The organism is Solihabitans fulvus (genome assembly GCF_008386585.1).
Taxonomy (GTDB): Bacteria; Actinomycetota; Actinomycetes; order Mycobacteriales; family Pseudonocardiaceae; genus Solihabitans; species Solihabitans fulvus.
In genome coordinates, this window is record NZ_VUOB01000112.1 from 1 (window position 1) to 17,821 (window position 17,821).

Here is a 17,821-nt window from a genome sequence, read left to right on the forward strand (position 1 = left end):
GGGGTGCCGACGTTGTCGTTGTTCCAGTGTCCGGCAACCGCCTGCAACCAAGGCGTGGCGAACGAGCACTTCCCGACGCGAGACGCCCTGACCGACATCTGTTACCTGCCTTACAGCGGAGGCAATGGCGACCAGGACTGGAACCTCGTTCTCAACTATGCCAACAACGAGGTCGGGTTCGTTCGCGGCCAGTGGCTGGACGGAACCCACACCAGTCAGACCTGTGGGGGCGCCGGGGCGCCGGTGACCTCGGGGGTGCCGACGTTGTCGTTGTTCCAGTGTCCGGCGACGTTTTGTAATCAGGGTGTGGCCAATCAGCACCTCCCGACGCGAGACGCCCTGACTGACATCTGCTATTTGCCTTACAGTGGAGGTAACGGCGACCAGGACTGGAACCTCGTTCTCAACTATGCCAACAACGAGGTCGGGTTCGTTCGCGGCCAATGGCTGGAAGGAACCCACACCAACCAGACCTGCTGAACCTGGAGCCACCGACCTGATTCCTCGGTTATCGTTGTGGTTCTGTCGTCGTGAGCTGTCCGATGGACGGTGGCCGTGCGGGGTCTGCTGTCCTGTCTGGCTCGTCCACGATGATTGGAGATGTCTGGCGTCCGATCGGCACCAGCCATCTTGCAGAGTTCCTCCGTCATGGCAGCTCTTGCGAGAGCCGAGCGTGCCGGCCCCTTGTTCGATGGGGTGGGCACGCTCGGCACTGTCGCCTGTGGTGCTCAGGCGGCTGTGCTGTGCGGGCGACCCAGCGCGATGCGGTGAGGATGCAACGGACCGGCCCATTGTCCCTGGCTAGAGTCGACATCCGGGTGTCGTCGAGGAATCAGCGCAGCACCGAGTGCGGCCTGCTTGTAGGTACCCGGCGCGGATTCCCCTGCGGGTGCCTCGCCGCACGCGCTCGGCATGCAACAACGCGGAGATGAACAGGACGCTGGCCTCGGATACCTCTAGGACAGCGGTGTACGCGACACTCATCAGGCGCAGGATCTCTGTGAAGTTGATCTCGGAAGGGCCACCTTCATGTCGGGTTCTGCGTTTTTGTTGTATCGCAACGGGTTCGGCGCGTCATCAGCCGCAACGGACTACGAGTGCATTGAGTCACACGCGGTTGCGCGGAATGACTCAATGGCGACGTCATCACCTAGGAATTCACAGGATATAACAGGGTTTCACCCCATAGGATGCCTGAAGTCAGATGGGACGGGGAGGGTCACGATGGCTGACGGTTTCGGGGCGCTGCTGCGGACACACCGACTGCGGGCCGGGTTGACACAGGACGCGTTGGCCACGGCATCGGGGGTGTCGGCCCGCACGATCAGTTCTCTGGAGTCCGGCCGAGCGCGCACGCCGCAACTGGGCTCGATGAACCGATTATCCGCGGCACTGGCCGTATCCCCGGCAGAGCGGGAGGAGCTACTCGCCGCAGCGCGCGGCGAGACCATCCCGACCCACAAGTCCGAGCCAGAACCGGCGCTGCCCCCGATACCGCGCCAGTTGCCGGCTGCGCCGCGGTTGTTCACCGGAAGGGTTCCGGAACTGGCCAGGCTTACCGGCGCGATGGACGCGCAGGCCGACCTTGGCGCCACGATGGTGATCTCGACGATCGGCGGGACAGGAGGGATCGGCAAGACCTGGCTCGCCCTGCACTGGGCCCACCGCAACATCGACCGGTTCCCCGACGGCCAGTTGATGACGAACCTGCGCGGCTTCGACCCGACCGCCGCACCAACATCTCCGGCGGCCGCTCTGCGGGGTCTCCTCGACGCACTACACGTCGACGCCGCCGCGATCCCCGCCAGCTTCGAGGCGCAGTGCGCGTTGTACCGCAGCCTCGTCGCCGGCAGACGCATGCTGATCCTCCTGGACAACGCCCGCGACACCGCCCAGGTCGTCTCGCTGCTGCCCGGCAGCCCCACCTGCACCGTGCTGGTCACCAGCCGCGACCAGCTCTCCGGGCTGGCAGCCGCGCACGGCGCCCTGAGCCTCGCCCTTGACGTCCTCGAACCCGCCGAAGCCCGCGCGCTGCTGACCGCACACCTCGGCCACGACCGGGTCGCCGCCGAACCGGAGGCGGTGGACGCGCTGCTGGACTGCTGCGGCGGCCTGCCGCTGGCCCTGGGCATCATCGCCGCCCGCGCCACCGCACACCCTGGCCTTCCACTGGCTGCGCTGGCGGAAGAACTGCGGGAGCAATCAGCCCGGCTGGACGGCCTGAACACCGGAGACCTGCACACGAACCTACGCGCGGTGTTCGCATCCTCCTACCACGCCCTGGACGACGAGGCGGCCACCCTGTTCCGGCTGCTGGGCGCCGCACCGGGCCCGGACATCAGCCTGCCTGCGGCCGCCAGCCTCATCGGCCGTCCCACCGCCAGCACACGTGTCATCCTGCGCAGCCTGGAAACCGCGCACCTGCTACAGCAGCACACTCCGGGCCGATACCGCATGCACGACCTCGTCCGACTCTGCGCCGCCGAACTCGCCAAGTCCTGCCCCGCTCGCGACGCGGCATTGCGGCGACTGGTCGACTTCTATTTGCATACCGCGCACGCCGGTGATCGGCTCCTGGAGGCGCACCGACAGCCAGTCATGCTCGGCGAACTCACCCCTGGCGCTGTTCCACACGGGCTGACCGACCAAGCCGCGGTGCAGGCGTGGTTTCGGGCCGAGCACGCCTGTCTGTTGGCCACCCACCGGCTGGCTGTCGACCGCGGCTGGCACGCCCCGGTGTGGCAGTTGGCGTGGGCGCTGGACACCTTTCACCACCGACACGGTCACCTGCATGACCGTGTCGCGGTGTGGCGGGCCGGGGCCCACGCCGCCGCGCACCTGGCGGAGCCGACCACCCAGGTCCTGGCCCTACGACTGCTGGGGGGAGCCTGCGCCAGGGCAGGCGACCACGTCGCGGCCCTTGACCACCTGCACGAGGCCCTCGATCTGGCCGAGCGGACCGGTGACCCCCACGGCCAGGCCAGCGCCCACTACACCCTCGCGATGGCTTTGGGCCGGCAAGGCGACCACCAGCAGGCGCTGGACCACGCGACCTGTGCGCTGCCGCTGTTTCGTGCTCTGGACAGTCCGGCATGGGAGGCCGATGCGCTCAACCTGGTGGGCTGGTACTCCGCGCGGGTTGGGCGTCATCGGGAGGCCCGCGAGTTCTGCGAGACCGCGCTGATCCTCAATCGCCAGCACGGCAACCCCGAGGGTGAGGCGAACACCCTGGACAGCCTGGGCTACATCGCCCACCAAACCGACCAGCACGACGATGCGCTGCGCTACTACGGCCAGGCCCTCACGGTGTACCGGGGCATCGGCCACACCTACGAAGAAGCAGACACCCTGGACCGGCTCGGCGAGGCCCAGGCCACCCACAACCAGCACGACCACGCCCGGCATACCTGGCAACAAGCCCTTGAGCTGTACCAGCTCCAACATCGTGTAGGCGACGCCGAGCGTGTCCAACAACGGCTGGCCGCGCTCGACGAACATCCGCACCCGACCGCCGACAGCAAGCACGCCAGCAACGAAACCGTTGCCGGGAACCAAACCGGGGTGCGACCTGGTCTGGAAATCCCGGGCGACGCTCCACCGGTGCCGCAACCCCACACCTTCGATGACCAGACCATGCCGCCTACCTCAGGCCGCACCCGGCCAGCCTGACTGCGGCCGCACGCGCCGCCGTGTTGACCGTGCTGCGGTCACCATCGTTCGTGGACAAGTCTCCCGCCCAGGTGTGGGCCACCCTTTTCCTTTGTCACATACCGGATCCGGTACCGCTGGATGTGCTGGTGCGGGTGGCCGGGACCTGCCGGGCAGTCGAGAAGTGCTTCCAGGCGACAAGAATCAGGTCAGCCTGGACCGCTGCCAGGTCCGCAAGTATGCGGCCTGGTGTCGGCGCATCACCCTCGCGATGCTTGCCCGTGCCTTCCGCGCCGCGACCGCGACGGCAGAAATGAGGCTCCCCGGATGGTGACGACGGCCTGACCCCGTCGAGTGTCAACGAGAGGCCGACGCGACTCCTTCTTCATGGTGTCATGACACCGAAGGGCACGTCGGACCTTGACGGGCGCGAACTACACAGCCTTCGCTTGCGCGGCGGCCGCGCTCACCGACAACAGCAAGACGGCTGGAACTGCGGGTGACCTAGCCCACAATTCCAGCCGCTCCGCTCGTGCGATTCAGGGAATCCTCACCTGTTGAGGTGGATCTTTGTTACGACTCCGTTGTTGATGGAGAATTCATCGTCATGCACGAAGTTCTTCCTTGTGAAAGCGCCGGTCCTCCCGTCGAAGTACTCAACCCAGCCGCTGTTCACGCCAGCGTGCAGAGTGGATACCCTGTCGATGTTGACAGCCAGATCGTCCGGCCCGCTGAGTGCCTGGAAGCAGAACCTGCCGTCGGGGTTGAAAACGATGGTGTAGTCGGGGCGCCAACCGCAAGCATCCCACGCGCGCTCGGTTGCGAACGCTGGCGCGCTGAGAGCCGTGGCAAGTGCTGCGGCACCCACGGCCGCACCCACAAGTGTACGAAAACGCATCTGCCATCCTTTCGTTTCACACACTGCTTTTGCTGTCGCCGGTCGCAGTGCTGCTAACCGGCAGATGGCAATTCTGCTTCCTGCGGGATGGGTCTGACCACGACATCTACTAGACATCTACCAGACGTTTGCGATCTCAGAACGTGAAGCGTCCGGGCAGGCCGGCTGGTGGGCCTGGTGGTGTTGCTCGGCCGCTCGTCGGCGTCCAAGGACGTCGAGTTGCTGGTACTACGGCATGAGGTCGCCGCGCCACGCAGAGGCAACCCGAAACCCCGCCTGGATTAGGCCAACCGGACTGCGGTCGCCGCACTGATCCGCCTGCTCCCCAAGAGGCTGCGGCCGCACCGGTTGGCCCACCTCGGGCACGATCCCGCGCTGGCACCGGCACCTGGTAGCCGCGAAGTGGACCTATCCACACCAGGTCGCCCATCCGCCCGTCGACAACGCGATCACCGGGCGGATCGAACGTATGGCCACAGAAACCACAGCAGGGGCTACAAAAAGATTCAGGGCGAACTGCTCAAGCAATGCCCTCGAGGACGCCTTCAACTCGATCTTCAAGGCCGAACTGATCTGCGGCAAAGGCCCTGGCGCGGCATCGGCGATCTCGAGATCGCCGTCGCCGAGTACATCGACTGGTACAACCACCGACGACTACACCGCGAACTCGGCCTGATCCCACTCGTGAAACACGAGACCAACCATCACTACCCAACCACACCCGTATCGACACCGAGCGGATGATCACGCCTTCCGTCGAACTCGGTACTTGACACAGCGTCCCGTCCGGTGAAGTCAGCCACTGTCCTCGGCAGGAACCCACGGTCCGCCCTCGGCGGCGAGACAGAGGCCACTCAGCCGGTCGCCGCTGCCAGCAACTCGTCTCGCTCGGCGGCGGCCAGGCCCAGGACGTCAGTGTTGGCGCGCCGAGGCGGCCAGGGGGCGTGACGGCCGGTTTCCAGGCCGCTGACGGTACGCACTGACGCCTCGGACCGCCTCGCGAGCTCGTCCTGGGTCACACCGGCCCGCAGCCGGTACCGCCGCAACTGCAAGTCGAACGAGCCTGTCATGCCGTCCTCCAGATTGTTCTGGCCGCCCCGAGGCATCGCGCGCCAGGTTGGCAAGTTGCTTGTGAGTTGCTAGTTCTCTGCCTGGCCCTCGCTCATCATTGGAGCCAGACTGAGCACCGTGAGCACGTATGAACATCCCTCCGCCGACATAGTCATTTATATGATCGCCGAGCACGCAACCTAGCCAACCGACGCGGCCGATTTTGCGCAAAGCAATGCGCGGGGGCAACTAGCGCTTCGTCAAAAGTGTCGAGGCGACTTATTGTTGCGTCGCCTTTCGGTCTGAGTTCCATATTTTTAGCGGATTACCGTCGAGTATTTTCGGGCGAGCCAAATTGTCTATTTCCGCGTTCACTGGAAAACCTGAATTAAGGATCCGATTGATTTGAGGCAAAACATTGTCGGCAGCGGCCTTGTCGGCCGCTTCGCCGCCGCATTCCTCACCTTCGCCGCGACTTTCGGCACCCTGGCCATCACTACCCTGACTGGCGCTCCAGCCGCCCAGGCTTCCAGCATCGATGAGCCCATTGGCCGCAGTGAGGTCATACAGCGGGCGCAGTACTGGGTCGACCACCAACCAGGGCCGTACGACGACGCCGGAAGCGACGACCCAAGCCAATACTCGTCTGGTCCCGGCGGGGACAACAGCTACCGTCGCGACTGCTCCGGCTACGTCTCCATGACTCTGCACACACGACAAAGCTACAACACGGGATCGATTCCCAGCATCGCCACTCAGATCGATCGCGCCAGCCTGAAACCAGGCGACTTCCTCGACCGGCCGAACACTCAGTTCTCGCCGGGGCACACGTTCCTGTTCGCCGGCTGGACCGACAGCCAGGGCGGCTTCAACTACTACACCTTCGGCAGCACCCCCGTTCGGGCAGGTCACGCCAACATCAATGACAGCAGCTTGGACGGCCACCCCAATAACACCTACACCTCATATCGCTACAACAAAATTGTTGACGACACCCCTTCGCAGAGTGGGTCGCATTTTGGGGTGTTGTTGTCGGGTGGGGGCACGGTCGAGGCGTACAACGTGGGGACTGACGGGAATGTGTACGGCACCGGCCAGTCGGCTATTGGCGGGGCGTTCAGCGCGTGGCAGCAGTTGAGCAGCGGTGGTGGGTTCACCGGCCAGCCCGCGGTGGCGCAGGGCCTTGACGGGACGGTCGCGTTGTACGCGCGAACCACCGACGGGCGGATCCTGGGCACTAGCCAGTCCGCCCCCGGCGGCGCGTTCAGCGCCTGGGGCCAAATCGGCAGTGGCGGCGTAGCGTCGGACCCCACGGTGGTGGTCGACGGTAACGGGGTCGTGTCGGTCTATGTGACCGCGACGAACCACAATCTGGTTGGGACGACCCAGTCTGGTGTGCGCGGGTCGTTCCCCGACTGGGTCATCCTCGGCCAGGGTGGCCTGACCGGCAAGCCCGCCGTGGCGCGAGGCTCGGACGGGGCGACCGCGTTGTACGCGCGGACAACTGACGAGCGGATCCTGGGCGCTGGCCAGTCGGTGGCCGGTGGGGCGTTCAGCGCGTGGGGGCAGATCGGCTCTGGCGGCGTGGCCAGCGATCCGACAGTGGTGGTCGACGGCAACGGGGTCGTGTCGGTCTATGTGACCGCGACGAACCACAATCTGGTTGGGACGACCCAGTCTGGTGTGCGCGGGTCGTTCCCCGACTGGACGGTCCTGGGGCAGGGCGGCCTTGTGGGCAAGCCCGCCGTGGTGCGGGGGCCTGATGGGGCGGTGGCGATCTACAGCCGCAGCACCGATGGGCGGATCCTCGGCTCCGGCCAGCCTGTGGCCGGTGGAGCGTTCAGCGCGTGGGGGCAGATCGGCTCTGGCGGTGTCGCCTCAGACCCGCAGGCGGTGATCGGCTCGAATGGCGCGGTGGCCATTTACATCGACAACGCCGACAACAGGCTGATGGGCTCCAGCCAGTCCACCGCCCACGGCGCGTTCTCCGACTGGACTTCCATCGGAAACTGAGCCTAACGGTGCGATCGCCGCTGAGGTCGGGTCACCCTGACCTCAGCGGCGGTGCCCGACCTTCAACCGGTCCCGCGAATCGAACAGGCTCAGGCGCGGCTATACCGCCTGTGGGGTTCCAAAAGCCCGTCATCGGTGCTGACCAGCGGTTTCACGCAGCCCATTCGTACTCGCTGATCAGACTTCCGAGCACCTGCTGTCGTTTGGTCCGCTGGGAGTTGAGGTTCGCCACGGGGTGGGTCGGCCGGGGTGGGCGAAGCTCGTGGGACCGGTGCGGCCGTCGACCGTTGTAGTGCCGGATGCACTCGACGAGCACGGTGTGCAGGTGCCGCTGGCTCAGGATCAGCCTGTGGTCGGTGAGCTCGGTTCTGGCGGTGAGCACGAACCGTTCGGCGTAGCAGTTCGCTGGTGGGCACCGCGGGGGAATCTTCACCGTCTTGGTGCCCATGTCAGCCAGGACGGCGTCGCACGAGGTGGTGAACTGGCCAGCCCGGTCGCGGATGAGGAACCTGAACTTGCCGACTCGATGACCGAGATCCATCACGAGGTTGCGAATCTGCTGCGTGGTCCACCAGCCGTCCGGATTCGTGGTCGTGCCGAGGACGTGGACATAGCGGCTGCCGACTTCCAGTACCAAGAACACGTAGATCCGCTGGAGGGTGAGCGCGCAGTCGACGTGGAAGACGTCGCACGCCAGCATCGTCGAACTGGCGGATCGCCAACGGCGTGAACACCATTGTCGGGGACGGCTTTGACCAACCGGGAACCATCCCCTACGCGACGAGCGAGCACTCCGGCGGGAATAATCACCCGCACCCACCGAGCTCGACCCGTCGCCGCGACGACCGAGGAGAACATGTCTGATGGGCACCCGACCTGCCGTCTCCGAGACCGCCGAGCCGCCCGCACCGGTGGATCTGCGCTCCCACCACCACGCGGACGTCCTGGACCGGGCGGAGCGAGCCCTGGGCGTCGGCCTCGTCCGGTCCGGCGCGGTGTACGGCGTGGACGGCCTCACCGTGGGGATGCCCACTGCCGCCGCCACGTGGACGCGGATGCAGTGGCGTCGGCCTGGCCGGCTCAACGAGACTGCGTGGACCGGCGCCGAGGCGGCCTCGATGGTCACTGGTGTCGCCAAACCAGCCTGGCTCCAGTCCCACATGTGGGTCGACCCGGGACGTCAACTGGTGTGGCGAGTCGACGAGCTGGCACTGGTCACGGCTCCGGTGATCGGCACGACCGGCGGCCTGACCGTGGATCCCGACCTCCCGAACTCGTGGTGGCGCAGCCTCGCGGACTCGCTGGACGCGTTGGCCGCCCACACCACCACCCGGGTGAGCATGAGCCAGGAGCACCTCACCCGCCGCGTCGGCCAGGTCTTCCAGGGCGTGGACACCACGATCGACGAGTGGACGGTGGCCCACGGAGACCTGCACTGGCACAACCTGACCGCTCCGGAATGCGTGCTGCTGGACTGGGAGGACTGGGGCCTTGGCCCGCGAGGCCTGGACGCGGCGTTCCTGTGGGGCGCCTCGTTGCGGGTGCCTCAGCTTGCCCAACGCGTGGAGCGTGAGTTCGCCGAGGACATGGCCTCCAGGTCAGGACGACTCGCGCGGTTGTTGTTCTGCGCCAATGTGATCCGCCTGTCCAGCCGGCGTCCGGGCCCCAACGCGCTGCTGGCGCCCGCACGCGCCACCGCCGAGGCGCTGTTGCGGGACCTGCGAGCCTAACCACTCTTGTCGCTCACCCGGCGGCCGGCGGGCCGGGGCGGGCCGTGCAGCAATGCCCGGTAGCGGGCCACCTGGTCGGGATCGGACCGCAATCCGACGCTGTCGACCAGTTCACGCAGATGCGTCACGCTCGAGGCGCCCACCGCCATCCGGCTCACCACCGGCAGGTCGTAGGCGACGCGGAACGCCGCCTGCATCCGGGTGACGTTCTGGCCTCGGGCCAGGAACAGAGCGTCGGCGTCGACGTCGGTCCACACCGGATCGCGTGCACGTCCGGCGAAGGGGCTCATCCCCCAGCGCTGCCGCGCACCCAGCTGCCACCGCCCTGCGAGTGCGTCGGCGGCGTCGAGGACCTTGGTGCCGACCAGGAGCCCGGCGCGGACCATGAGCACATCGGGTGCGGGGATCTCGGATGGGTCGGGGGCGCGTACCGCGGCGAGCACAGGCTGTGGGCTCCACGAGGCGATGCCCCATCCACCGGCCCAGCCCGCTCGCACGGCCTCCCGCAGCGCGAGGCATGCCTCGCCCAGCACGACCGCGCCGGCTCGCGGGGGCAGCTCGGCCAGAGTCCGCTCGGGGTTGTGCAGCAGCACCATGCTCGGCACGACGCCCAACTCGTCCGCAGCGGAGATCACCGCCCGGCGCAGCCGCGCGGGGTCCAGGCACTGCTCGACGCCGCCACTCACCGCGTGAAGGTACACAGGTGGCCCGACCAGATCCGACGTTGCAGCGCCAGCGCATCGGCAAAAAGCTGCGCGCCTTCCGATCCTCCGCGCCGGAGCGGGTAGGAAGGAAGTTCACCGCGGCCGATGCCGCCGCGGTGCTGGGTTGCACCCAGCCCAAGATCAGCCAGATGGAAGCGGGCAAGTACCGGCTCCAGTGGCGTGATGTCCGCGATCTGCTCACGGCCTACGGCGCTTCCGGCCACGACATCGACCGGCTGGTGGAGGCCGCCGCGCTGACCGCGCAACCGACGTGGTGGGCTCCCTACCGGGCAGTGGTCGGTGAGGGTTTCGCTGAGTTGGTCGGTGGCGAGGGCGAGGCGCTGACCGAGATCACCTACGAACACGGCGTGATGCCCGGCTTGGTCCAGACCCAGCCCTACGCCGAGGCGCTAACAGTCGCCTCGCGCGCTGTGTCGGCAACAAATCGCGAGCTCGTTGTCGGGTTGCGGATGGAACGGCAACGCCGACTGACCGAGGACGACCCGCTCGAACTCGTAGCGCTGATCGAGGAATCGGTGCTGCATCGGCCGATCGGTACGCCCGAGATCATGACCGCTCAGTTGGATCACTTGCTCACGTTGGGTCAGCGCCCCAACGTGACCATCCAGATCGTGCCCACTGCCGCCGGTGCCCACGCCGCACTGGCGGGTAGGTTCGTGTTGTTGCTGTTCGCCGAGTTCTCGCCAGCCGTGTACCTGGAGCATCCACCACCTTTGGGTGCGCGATGGTCGGACGATCCCCTCCTCAGCACGGCTTATGAGGAGATCGCGGCGGCGGCGCGTCAACAGGCGCTGTCTCCGGAGGACTCGGCTGCGGTGATCCGCACGACGCTGGATGATCTAGTTTGAGCCGGAGGACCATCACCTATGACGATGCACGGGCTTGACACCGCGACCTGGCGCAAGGCCACTGCAAGCCAAGATCAGGGCGCGTGTGTCGAGGTTGCCATGACGGAACGATTCGTGGGCGTCCGAGACTCCAAGAACGCCGACGGGCCAAATCTCACGTTCTCTGCGCACGCGGCGGCTGCGTTCGTACGCGCGGCGAAGCAAGGCCGACATGACCTGGTCTGACGTGTAAGGCCACGGCTGGTTCGGCCACCGTCTGACCGATCATCAGGATGGCCGCCGGCCTCGACCGGCGGCCATCCTTCGATCCGAGGCCACCGGCAGCGGTCGGCCGCCCGCTGCGCCAAGTATGCGTATTGCGGTGACCTCCTCCAGTTCGCTGTCCGTCAAGATCGGTGGCACGGAGATCTCCGGAGCCGATGCTGGCCGCGCCCAGATGTCTTGGCTGTCGATTGGCATTGGCGTGGTCTTCTCGTTTGCCCTGGCCATGAACCGAGCCGCCGGAGCTTCCTCCGAGTGCGCCACTGGACAGCTCGACCTCAGCTCGGCGAGGACCTCGTCCATCATCGGCGCGAGCACGGGTTCGGCGTGGTCGAACCGCCAGGCGGCCGTGGAGGTGCTCCCCGATCGAGGTCGGTTCGCAGCACGCGGGCGGCGAGAGCGCACCGCCACAGCCACACTGGGGATGTCTCCACGACGTCGTCTCCAGCCTTGATCGCCGAGTCGATTCCGATGGTCGGGCAGAGACTCGGGTGCCGGCAAGCACGTGGGAATCGTTCTGGTGGGAGCAGTTTGGCGACCGCGTTGTCGGTGGCGTGCCTGGCACACTGCGGCCATGCCGGCGGACGTGCCCACCATCCTGGCCACCTCGATGGGGTTCAATCGCGCGCGTTCCCCGTGGCAGGTCGGCCCGATCTTTCGCTACGCCATCGGCCTGGCCGGTGCGCCGCCCTCTCCGAAGCTGTGCCTGCTCAGCACTGGGACAGGTGACCGTCAAGCCAGCATCGACAGCTTCCACGCCGCGTTCCACGGCACCGGGGTGATCACGTCGCACCTGGCGTTGTTCGAGGAGCCCAACGTGCCCGACGTCGCCGCGCACTTGCGGGAACAGGACGTCATCTGGATCGACCGCGGCAGCGTCGTCAACCTGCTGGCCGTCTGGCGCGCCCACCGACTACAGGACATCCTTCGTGACTGCTGGCAGGCCGGGATCGTGCTCGGCGGCGAATCGGCCGGTTCGCTGTGCTGGCACGCCGGCGCGGTCACCGACTCCTACGGCGGCATCCGGGGCGTCGCCGACGGGCTGGAGTTCCTGCCGTACTCCAACGCCGTGCACTACGCCGAGGGCGAGCGACGTGCCGCGTTCCACCGGCTGATCGCGGATGGCTGGCCCCAGGGCTACGCCACCGACACCGGCGCCGGACTGCACTACGCGGGCGTGGAGTTGGTCGCCGCCATCGCCGACCGCCCCAACGCCGGCGCGTACGTCGTCACGTGATCCGCTGAGGGCACGGTGCGGGAGGAACGGTTGGACGTGATCCGCCTGAAACGGAACAGGGATGGCTAACCGTTCTCCGCGCGGCGGGTGATTTCCTGGACGTCGCTGCGGCCGTTCCACCGCTTCAGCACGGGCAGCGCGCGCCGCACCTCGCTGAGCGCGGAGTGCGAGCCGACGGCGACGCCGGCGTCGAGTGCCTGGACGGCCAGTCGGCACGCGTGGTCAGGCTGGCCGGCGTTGGCGTAGGCCCTGGCGAGCTTCGCGCGGCTGATCGTCGCCGTCCTGGGCGACGAACCAGCCAACGCGTCGAGTCGAGGTTCCAGGACGGCGATCGCGCTGGAGCCACGCCCGAGGTGGATGTCGCAGGTCGTGCGGTAGACGGCGTAGAGGTCGTCGCCGACGACGCTGCGCTGGCCCAGGTGCACTTCGTCGTCGCGTCCCGGCGCGGCGAGCAAGCGCATGGCGTTGTCGAGTGACCGCTGGCTGGCGTCCCGTTCACCAGCCAGCGCGTACCCAGTGGCCAGTTCCTTCAGAAGAGGCTCGACTGCGTCGACAGTCGTGCCCGACGGTAGCGGACCAGCTCCTCCAGCACGGCGGCGTGATCAGCGCGGTGAGGGCCGCGCCGAGGCCGGCCAGACAACTGTTGAACAGTTCGTTCCGCCATAGGCTCACCACAGTTTTCGGCTGGACAGTGCCTCACCCACCGCTGCGCCGCTGGAGCCGTGGCGCCCACTCCTTCCTCTCCCGGTCGACAACCCGAGCGTTGAGGAGTGCGTCTGCAAGCGGTAGGCGGACAAATGCCCACTGGGTAGGGATACGGCACCAGTCCGGCGTAGCGCCGTCGAGGCACCCCTCTTTGTACCCTTGTCGCTCTTCCGTGGCCTGGGGATACTGGGCCTATCGCACAGATCTGCTTCTCATGATCGAATCGAAGGGCTCCTGTGATCTTTCAGGTAGGGGAGTCGGATAAGGATTTCAACTACCGGACGACTTACAAGCTGCTCCGTCCGTTCGAAGCCGTGGCACTCCTACTTCAGGCGGCCAACCTGGTGGGCGCACTCTTCAACGACAACTACGGTCCGAACGGTGTCCGGATCCTCGTCGCACTCACTGTCGCGCACTTTCTGGGTGCAGTATGGACAGTTCGCCATCGCGGACCAGTGACCAGCGGCGCGTACTGGGCGGGAGTGTGGGTCGCGATCACGTTTGTCGTCCAGCTCGCAATCGCCCACCTGATCCATCCCGGTGACTTCGGCGGATACGGGAACGGCATCCAGGCGGGCAACTTCTCCTTGATCACGCTGACGATCCTCGCGTTCTACCCGTGGCGCGGCCGTTTTCAGCGGCGGTCCATCGAGGTGGCGCTACTCTGCGCGGTCGCCTTTCAGCCGATCTTGATCATCGGCATCATGAACTCCTGGTCCTTCTCCACGGAGCAGGCCAGAAGCCTGGTGCAGTACGCCGTCTGGGCGATCGTCTGGTTCCTCGTCGGCAAGGGTATGGCGAAGCTGTGTCGAATCGCGGTGCAGGCGGAACTCAAAGCCACCGTCAGCGCGTACGACGTGACACTGGGGGAAATCCACTCGAGCGTCGAGACCGCCATCGACCGTATTGCGAATGGCGAAAGTTCGAAGCGCGCTGCCATTGACCTGCGTAAGATTGTCTATCGTCATCGCCGACAGCTTCTGCTGGCGTACCGGCAGGTGGGGGCCGTCGAAATCTTCAAGAACACGTACTGGCTCTTCGGCGGCCAGTTGACACTGTTGAGCACTCCACGACTGGGTGGGTTGACGTTCTCCAACGAACGCGCGAAATTGATCGAAGAATGCCTGGTCAACTCGCTCAAGAATGTAGTACGTCATGGTGGTGGCCGAGTGCATGTCGCGCTGGAGCTGCATCACGGAAACGTTGTCGTGCTCACGATCCGAGACGAAGGGCCGGGCATGGCCCAGGACGACTTCGACATGGTCGGGTCGACGATGCAGCGAATCAAGGTCAGGGCGAAGGAGATGGGCGGAGACTTCCGGCTCATCACACCGTCCATCACAGGCGCCGAGGTTCGGCTTTCCCTTCCATTGCACTGACGAGGTGGACGCATTGCGCATTCTGATTGTCGAGGACGAGGGCGTGTCGGTCGAGGCGGCCATCAACGCGCTGCGCACCGCGGCCTCGGCGGCTATCGATGTGGTGTCAGGACCGTTCGAGGCGATCGAAAAGATGAAGGCAGAATCCTATGACGTGGCCCTCGTCGACATGCTCTTCCGCACGGAATCGGACGAGTTCGAAACCCGCAGACGGCTCGGCCGTATCGGCCTGGATGGCGGACAGCTGCATCAGAGCGGCCTGGCCGTGCTGCATGCGATTGCGAAACTCGGCCTGCCGACGCGACCTGTCATCTGGAGCGGCGGAGCGCCCAACCGCCGGATACACATGATCTTCGCTCACGAAGTGATGGGGTGCCGCGTCATGTGCGCCAAGGAGGCCAGCGGTGATCTTCCGCGCGCGGTCGCCGCGGCGTTGCAGGGAAGTGAATACATGCACCCGGTGCTGGGGATGTACCTCACCCCTGACTACGCCCGGCCTCTCAAGGAGACTCTTCTCGCCTCCCCGGCGCGGTTGCGGATCTGGCGCGCCATGGCGTCCGGGCAACACCAGCACAAGGCCATCGCCAAGTCCGCCGGCGTGAAACCCAGCACCATCCGCAAGAGCATGGACGACCTGCGGTCCAAGTTGCTCGAGTTCGACCCAGGCTATCCGGCCAACGGTTCGCCCAGCACGGAGCTCATCCGGTACGTCGCGCAGAACTGGGAGTTCTTCCTCGACGACACGGTGCGGGCGATGTTTCCGTGAACGCCGACGACGGCTCCGATGACGGCAGAGACACTTTCACCGGAAAATGGCTGCCACTGACCATCCTGTTGGTGCTCGTCGTCGGGTGGATCCTGCTGATCCTGACTCTGCCCAAGGCGACACCGCTCGTCATCACCGCCGACGTCTCCTGTCGCTCCGGCGTCGACGTCGCCAGCGTGTGGATCGAAGCCGCTCGAGGCGGGTCGGGGTGGGCTACAGCCGTCAAGAAGGATGGCGGCACCACCAGGTACACGTACAAACTGCCTTTTGCAGGCGGCTACGAGGTCCGAGCGGGATGCGGTGGAACTTCGGACAACTGGAGCGCGCCCACTAGCTCACGTGCTGACGACGCCGTCTATCGCCGGTTGCTGTGTGACGACCCAGCCTACCGTGCGCCGAATCCGGCGCCGTGTGTCGACCTGCCAACACGTTGAGCCGTTCGGTCGGGAACAAATGTCCAGCTTCCCAATGCTCCCGGCGTCCGAGAGACTAGAAGCGTCAGAGAGGCTGGAAGCGTCCGAATTACGGACGATTCGAGACTCATCCACCAGCGCTTATTGTCACGATGTTGCGGGCGTTTCGACCGAATTGACTGATGCCGCAGAAAGAATTCCTTGAAGATTTGTGCTCTCAAGACTACGTCCAAAAAAGCTAGGAGAGATCGCATGCCTTTTTGGCGACGACACCACAGGGGCCTAGAAATGCTGACATGGCGAAGCTCCGTTCTGCGAATGCTCGGAGCGGCACTGATCGGCCTTGTCGCACTGATGGCGGTACCTGTGCCCGCGCTGGCTGGTACGGATGACTATCCGGCGGAGTGGCGCAACGCAGCCCAGGACTCTCGTATCGACTCATGGGGGTACTACAACCGCGAGTGTACGAGTTTCGTGGCCTGGCGTCTGCATGCGCGCAACGGCTTCGAAATGCCGCGCGCGATCGGCAACGCAGGAACCTGGGGATCATGGTTCTCGACACATGGCTACGCCGTCAACGGCAACCCGGCTGCCGGGTCGATCGCTGAGTCGTCCGGACACGTAGCGTGGGTGGAGGCGGTCAACGGCGACGGCACCATCACGATCGAGGACTACAACTACAACTACCAAGGTACCTACGGCGAGCGACGAGTCGCTGTTTCGGCGTACAACTACATCCATGCCAAGGACATCGACGCCGGCGGCGGAACTACCGACGGCGCGTTCGTGCGCGACGCCGATACCAGCGCGGTCTACCGCATCGTCGGTGGCGCACCGGTCTACGTGTCTACCTGGGACGGCTTCGGAGGTGCGCAACCGGCCACGAACCTGAGCCACAGCGCAATCCTTGCCCTGCCTCAATATCCTCGCGACGGCACATTCGTGGTGGGTACATCTCGTGGCGAGGTGTACCGCTTTGCCGGCGGCGCACCGCTGTACGTCTCCACGTGGTCGGCATTTGGCGGACCTCAGGCTGTCACGGCCGTCGACCAGGCCGCCATCGACAATGCTGGTGGCATCGACGTCTGGAGTCACGTTCGCGCCACGCCGGCGGATGGGACCTTCGTCGCCGGCGTGGTCCGTCACGAGGTCTACCGCTTCGCCGGCGGCGCACCGCTGTACGTGTCGACATGGTCGGTCTTCGGCAGCCCTCAGCCGACGGTCGGTGTCGACGATGCGGCACTGGACAACGCGGGTTCCGGTGGAGTCTGGAATCACGTCAACGCGGTTCCCGCGGACGGCACTCTGGTCAATGGCAGTCCCACCGGCCAGGTGTACCGCTTCGCCGGCGGCGCTCCGTTGTACGTCTCGTCCTGGTCGGCGATTGGCGGCCCGCAGCCCAGCACCACGGTCGACCAAGCGGCGCTGGACAACGCGGGCGGTGCCAGCCCATGGGGTCACGCCCACTTCTATCCGGCTGATGGAACCCTCGTCGATACGCAGGACGGACGCGTGTGGCAGGTGCTCGCTCACGTTGCCCACTACGTCCACTCCTGGGACGAGGTCGGCGGCCCGAAACCCACGACCCACATCGATCTCGCGGACATCACCAACGCCGGCCAGTCCGGTGTCTGGAGTCACCTTGCCGGTTCAGTGAACTGATCTGACGACAAGGGACAGGACGTCCTGCCCTACGGCCAGTCCTACGTCATCGCCGATGGCTTCACCAACCCACCACCACTTACTCCGCCTGAACCCATCGCCTGACCAGAAACGTACGGACCGCCGGGCCGAGGCTCGGCGGTCCGTACGTTCTCGCGTGGTCACCCAGACAGCCGTCACCGCCACCCGCGGGCCGCGCCCACGAGTCTGGAGTGCCGGAACAGCACGGGAAACACGGCACCGCAAGGGATCGGTCGCACACTCACCCGGAGCGCGACCACCGCCAGGTCGCGGATCAGGCTCAGCCGCTGCCGCGAGGCCAACTCGATTGGGAGGTCGGCTCGTCCAACAGCAACACCTCCAGTTCCACGGCTAGTAGCGTGTCGCTGCTTAGTTGTGGTGGCTGTGCCTGGGAGGCTGTGGACTGACAGGGTCCCTCCCTGCCGGACAAGGACTACCGCCATGGCCTCACTGATGAAGCGGCCG

At 66.0% G+C, this 17,821-nt stretch carries 18 protein-coding genes; 12 read left to right on the top strand and 6 right to left on the bottom strand.

The features are described 5' to 3' along the window. Together F0L68_RS40165 and F0L68_RS40170 are read left to right on the top strand one after the other, a co-directional pair. A partial coding sequence (locus tag F0L68_RS40165; protein ID WP_223199572.1) for a hypothetical protein occupies nt 1–480 on the top strand: 480 nt, incomplete at its 5' end. Nucleotides 481–1,224: 744 nt separating this feature from the next. Then, the gene (locus F0L68_RS40170; RefSeq protein ID WP_223199573.1) at nt 1,225–3,669 is read left to right on the top strand and encodes an ATP-binding protein; all 2,445 of its coding nucleotides are present in this window, start codon (nt 1,225–1,227) and stop codon (nt 3,667–3,669) included. Nucleotides 3,670–4,198: 529 nt separating this feature from the next. Here F0L68_RS40170 and F0L68_RS40175 read toward each other — a convergent pair. Next, a complete protein-coding gene (locus F0L68_RS40175) occupies nt 4,199–4,546 on the bottom strand; it encodes a hypothetical protein (protein ID WP_149855170.1) in 348 nt (115 codons plus the stop codon). 408 nt (nt 4,547–4,954) lie between these two features. Further along, the gene (locus F0L68_RS44020) at nt 4,955–5,194 is read right to left on the bottom strand and encodes a hypothetical protein (protein WP_223199575.1); all 240 of its coding nucleotides are present in this window, start codon (nt 5,192–5,194) and stop codon (nt 4,955–4,957) included. Here F0L68_RS44020 and F0L68_RS45615 point away from each other — a divergent pair. Continuing rightward, complete coding sequence (locus F0L68_RS45615; RefSeq protein ID WP_497857918.1) at nt 5,177–5,290, top strand: hypothetical protein; 114 nt, start codon at nt 5,177–5,179, stop codon at nt 5,288–5,290. The genes F0L68_RS44020 and F0L68_RS45615 overlap by 18 nt on opposite strands. Before the next feature lie 110 nt (nt 5,291–5,400). On the opposite strand, the gene F0L68_RS40185 is transcribed toward F0L68_RS45615, so the two are convergent. Next, complete coding sequence (locus F0L68_RS40185; protein ID WP_149855171.1) at nt 5,401–5,616, bottom strand: helix-turn-helix transcriptional regulator; 216 nt, start codon at nt 5,614–5,616, stop codon at nt 5,401–5,403. Between the two features lie 385 nt (nt 5,617–6,001). Between F0L68_RS40185 and F0L68_RS40190 the strand changes: the two genes are divergently transcribed. Continuing rightward, the gene (locus tag F0L68_RS40190; RefSeq protein WP_149855172.1) at nt 6,002–7,609 is read left to right on the top strand and encodes a DUF8189 domain-containing protein; all 1,608 of its coding nucleotides are present in this window, start codon (nt 6,002–6,004) and stop codon (nt 7,607–7,609) included. Nucleotides 7,610–7,760: 151 nt separating this feature from the next. Here F0L68_RS40190 and F0L68_RS40195 read toward each other — a convergent pair whose 3' ends face one another. Continuing rightward, nucleotides 7,761–8,309, bottom strand: a complete 549-nt coding sequence (locus F0L68_RS40195) for an integrase core domain-containing protein (protein ID WP_149855173.1) — start codon at nt 8,307–8,309, stop codon at nt 7,761–7,763. 163 nt (nt 8,310–8,472) lie between these two features. On the opposite strand from F0L68_RS40195, the gene F0L68_RS40200 reads away from it, so the two are divergent. After that, entirely contained in the window at nt 8,473–9,339 is an 867-nt protein-coding gene (locus F0L68_RS40200; protein ID WP_149855174.1) for a phosphotransferase, read from the top strand. Here the strand turns inward: F0L68_RS40200 and F0L68_RS40205 are convergent. Next, nucleotides 9,336–10,025 (bottom strand): aldo-keto reductase family protein, encoded by a 690-nt coding sequence (locus F0L68_RS40205; protein ID WP_188317102.1) that lies wholly within the window; start codon nt 10,023–10,025, stop codon nt 9,336–9,338. The two genes, F0L68_RS40200 and F0L68_RS40205, sit on opposite strands and share 4 nt — an antisense overlap. A gap of 17 nt (nt 10,026–10,042) precedes the next feature. Here F0L68_RS40205 and F0L68_RS40210 point away from each other — a divergent pair, with 17 nt between their 5' ends. The 3 genes from F0L68_RS40210 to F0L68_RS40220 all read left to right on the top strand — a co-directional run bounded on the left by F0L68_RS40210 (nt 10,043) and on the right by F0L68_RS40220 (nt 12,410). Continuing rightward, entirely contained in the window at nt 10,043–10,912 is an 870-nt protein-coding gene (locus F0L68_RS40210) for a helix-turn-helix domain-containing protein (RefSeq protein WP_149855176.1), read from the top strand. Nucleotides 10,913–10,936: 24 nt separating this feature from the next. Beyond that, the gene (locus F0L68_RS44705) at nt 10,937–11,137 is read left to right on the top strand and encodes a DUF397 domain-containing protein (protein ID WP_149855184.1); all 201 of its coding nucleotides are present in this window, start codon (nt 10,937–10,939) and stop codon (nt 11,135–11,137) included. Nucleotides 11,138–11,747: 610 nt separating this feature from the next. Beyond that, the gene (locus tag F0L68_RS40220; RefSeq protein WP_149855177.1) at nt 11,748–12,410 is read left to right on the top strand and encodes a Type 1 glutamine amidotransferase-like domain-containing protein; all 663 of its coding nucleotides are present in this window, start codon (nt 11,748–11,750) and stop codon (nt 12,408–12,410) included. A gap of 65 nt (nt 12,411–12,475) precedes the next feature. Here the strand turns inward: F0L68_RS40220 and F0L68_RS40225 are convergent, their stop codons facing one another. Then, nucleotides 12,476–12,871 (bottom strand): hypothetical protein, encoded by a 396-nt coding sequence (locus tag F0L68_RS40225; RefSeq protein WP_149855178.1) that lies wholly within the window; start codon nt 12,869–12,871, stop codon nt 12,476–12,478. Between the two features lie 480 nt (nt 12,872–13,351). Between F0L68_RS40225 and F0L68_RS40230 the strand changes: the two genes are divergently transcribed. From F0L68_RS40230 to F0L68_RS40245, 4 genes are all read left to right on the top strand, one after another. Further along, the gene (locus F0L68_RS40230) at nt 13,352–14,494 is read left to right on the top strand and encodes an ATP-binding protein (protein WP_149855179.1); all 1,143 of its coding nucleotides are present in this window, start codon (nt 13,352–13,354) and stop codon (nt 14,492–14,494) included. A gap of 4 nt (nt 14,495–14,498) precedes the next feature. After that, nucleotides 14,499–15,260 (top strand): response regulator, encoded by a 762-nt coding sequence (locus tag F0L68_RS40235; protein ID WP_149855180.1) that lies wholly within the window; start codon nt 14,499–14,501, stop codon nt 15,258–15,260. Further along, nucleotides 15,257–15,694: a hypothetical protein gene (locus tag F0L68_RS40240; protein ID WP_149855181.1), complete on the top strand. Its 438-nt coding sequence runs from the start codon at nt 15,257–15,259 to the stop codon at nt 15,692–15,694. The genes F0L68_RS40235 and F0L68_RS40240 overlap by 4 nt, the downstream gene beginning before the upstream one ends. A 267-nt stretch (nt 15,695–15,961) precedes the next feature. Further along, nucleotides 15,962–17,335: a CHAP domain-containing protein gene (locus tag F0L68_RS40245; RefSeq protein ID WP_188317103.1), complete on the top strand. Its 1,374-nt coding sequence runs from the start codon at nt 15,962–15,964 to the stop codon at nt 17,333–17,335. Nucleotides 17,336–17,821: the final 486 nt, after the last annotated feature.

What these genes read in the sequence shown, in the direction of transcription:
- F0L68_RS40170 (WP_223199573.1), top strand. Translation starts at nt 1,225, where the DNA reads ATGGCTGACGGTTTCGGGGCGCTGCTGCGGACACACCGACTGCGGGCC.
- F0L68_RS40175 (WP_149855170.1), bottom strand. Translation starts at nt 4,546, where the DNA reads ATGCGTTTTCGTACACTTGTGGGTGCGGCCGTGGGTGCCGCAGCACTT.
- F0L68_RS40185 (WP_149855171.1), bottom strand. Translation starts at nt 5,616, where the DNA reads ATGACAGGCTCGTTCGACTTGCAGTTGCGGCGGTACCGGCTGCGGGCC.
- F0L68_RS40195 (WP_149855173.1), bottom strand. Translation starts at nt 8,309, where the DNA reads ATGCTGGCGTGCGACGTCTTCCACGTCGACTGCGCGCTCACCCTCCAG.
- F0L68_RS40200 (WP_149855174.1), top strand. Translation starts at nt 8,473, where the DNA reads ATGGGCACCCGACCTGCCGTCTCCGAGACCGCCGAGCCGCCCGCACCG.
- F0L68_RS44705 (WP_149855184.1), top strand. Translation starts at nt 10,937, where the DNA reads ATGCACGGGCTTGACACCGCGACCTGGCGCAAGGCCACTGCAAGCCAA.
- F0L68_RS40220 (WP_149855177.1), top strand. Translation starts at nt 11,748, where the DNA reads ATGCCGGCGGACGTGCCCACCATCCTGGCCACCTCGATGGGGTTCAAT.
- F0L68_RS40225 (WP_149855178.1), bottom strand. Translation starts at nt 12,871, where the DNA reads ATGCGCTTGCTCGCCGCGCCGGGACGCGACGACGAAGTGCACCTGGGC.
- F0L68_RS40245 (WP_188317103.1), top strand. Translation starts at nt 15,962, where the DNA reads ATGCTGACATGGCGAAGCTCCGTTCTGCGAATGCTCGGAGCGGCACTG.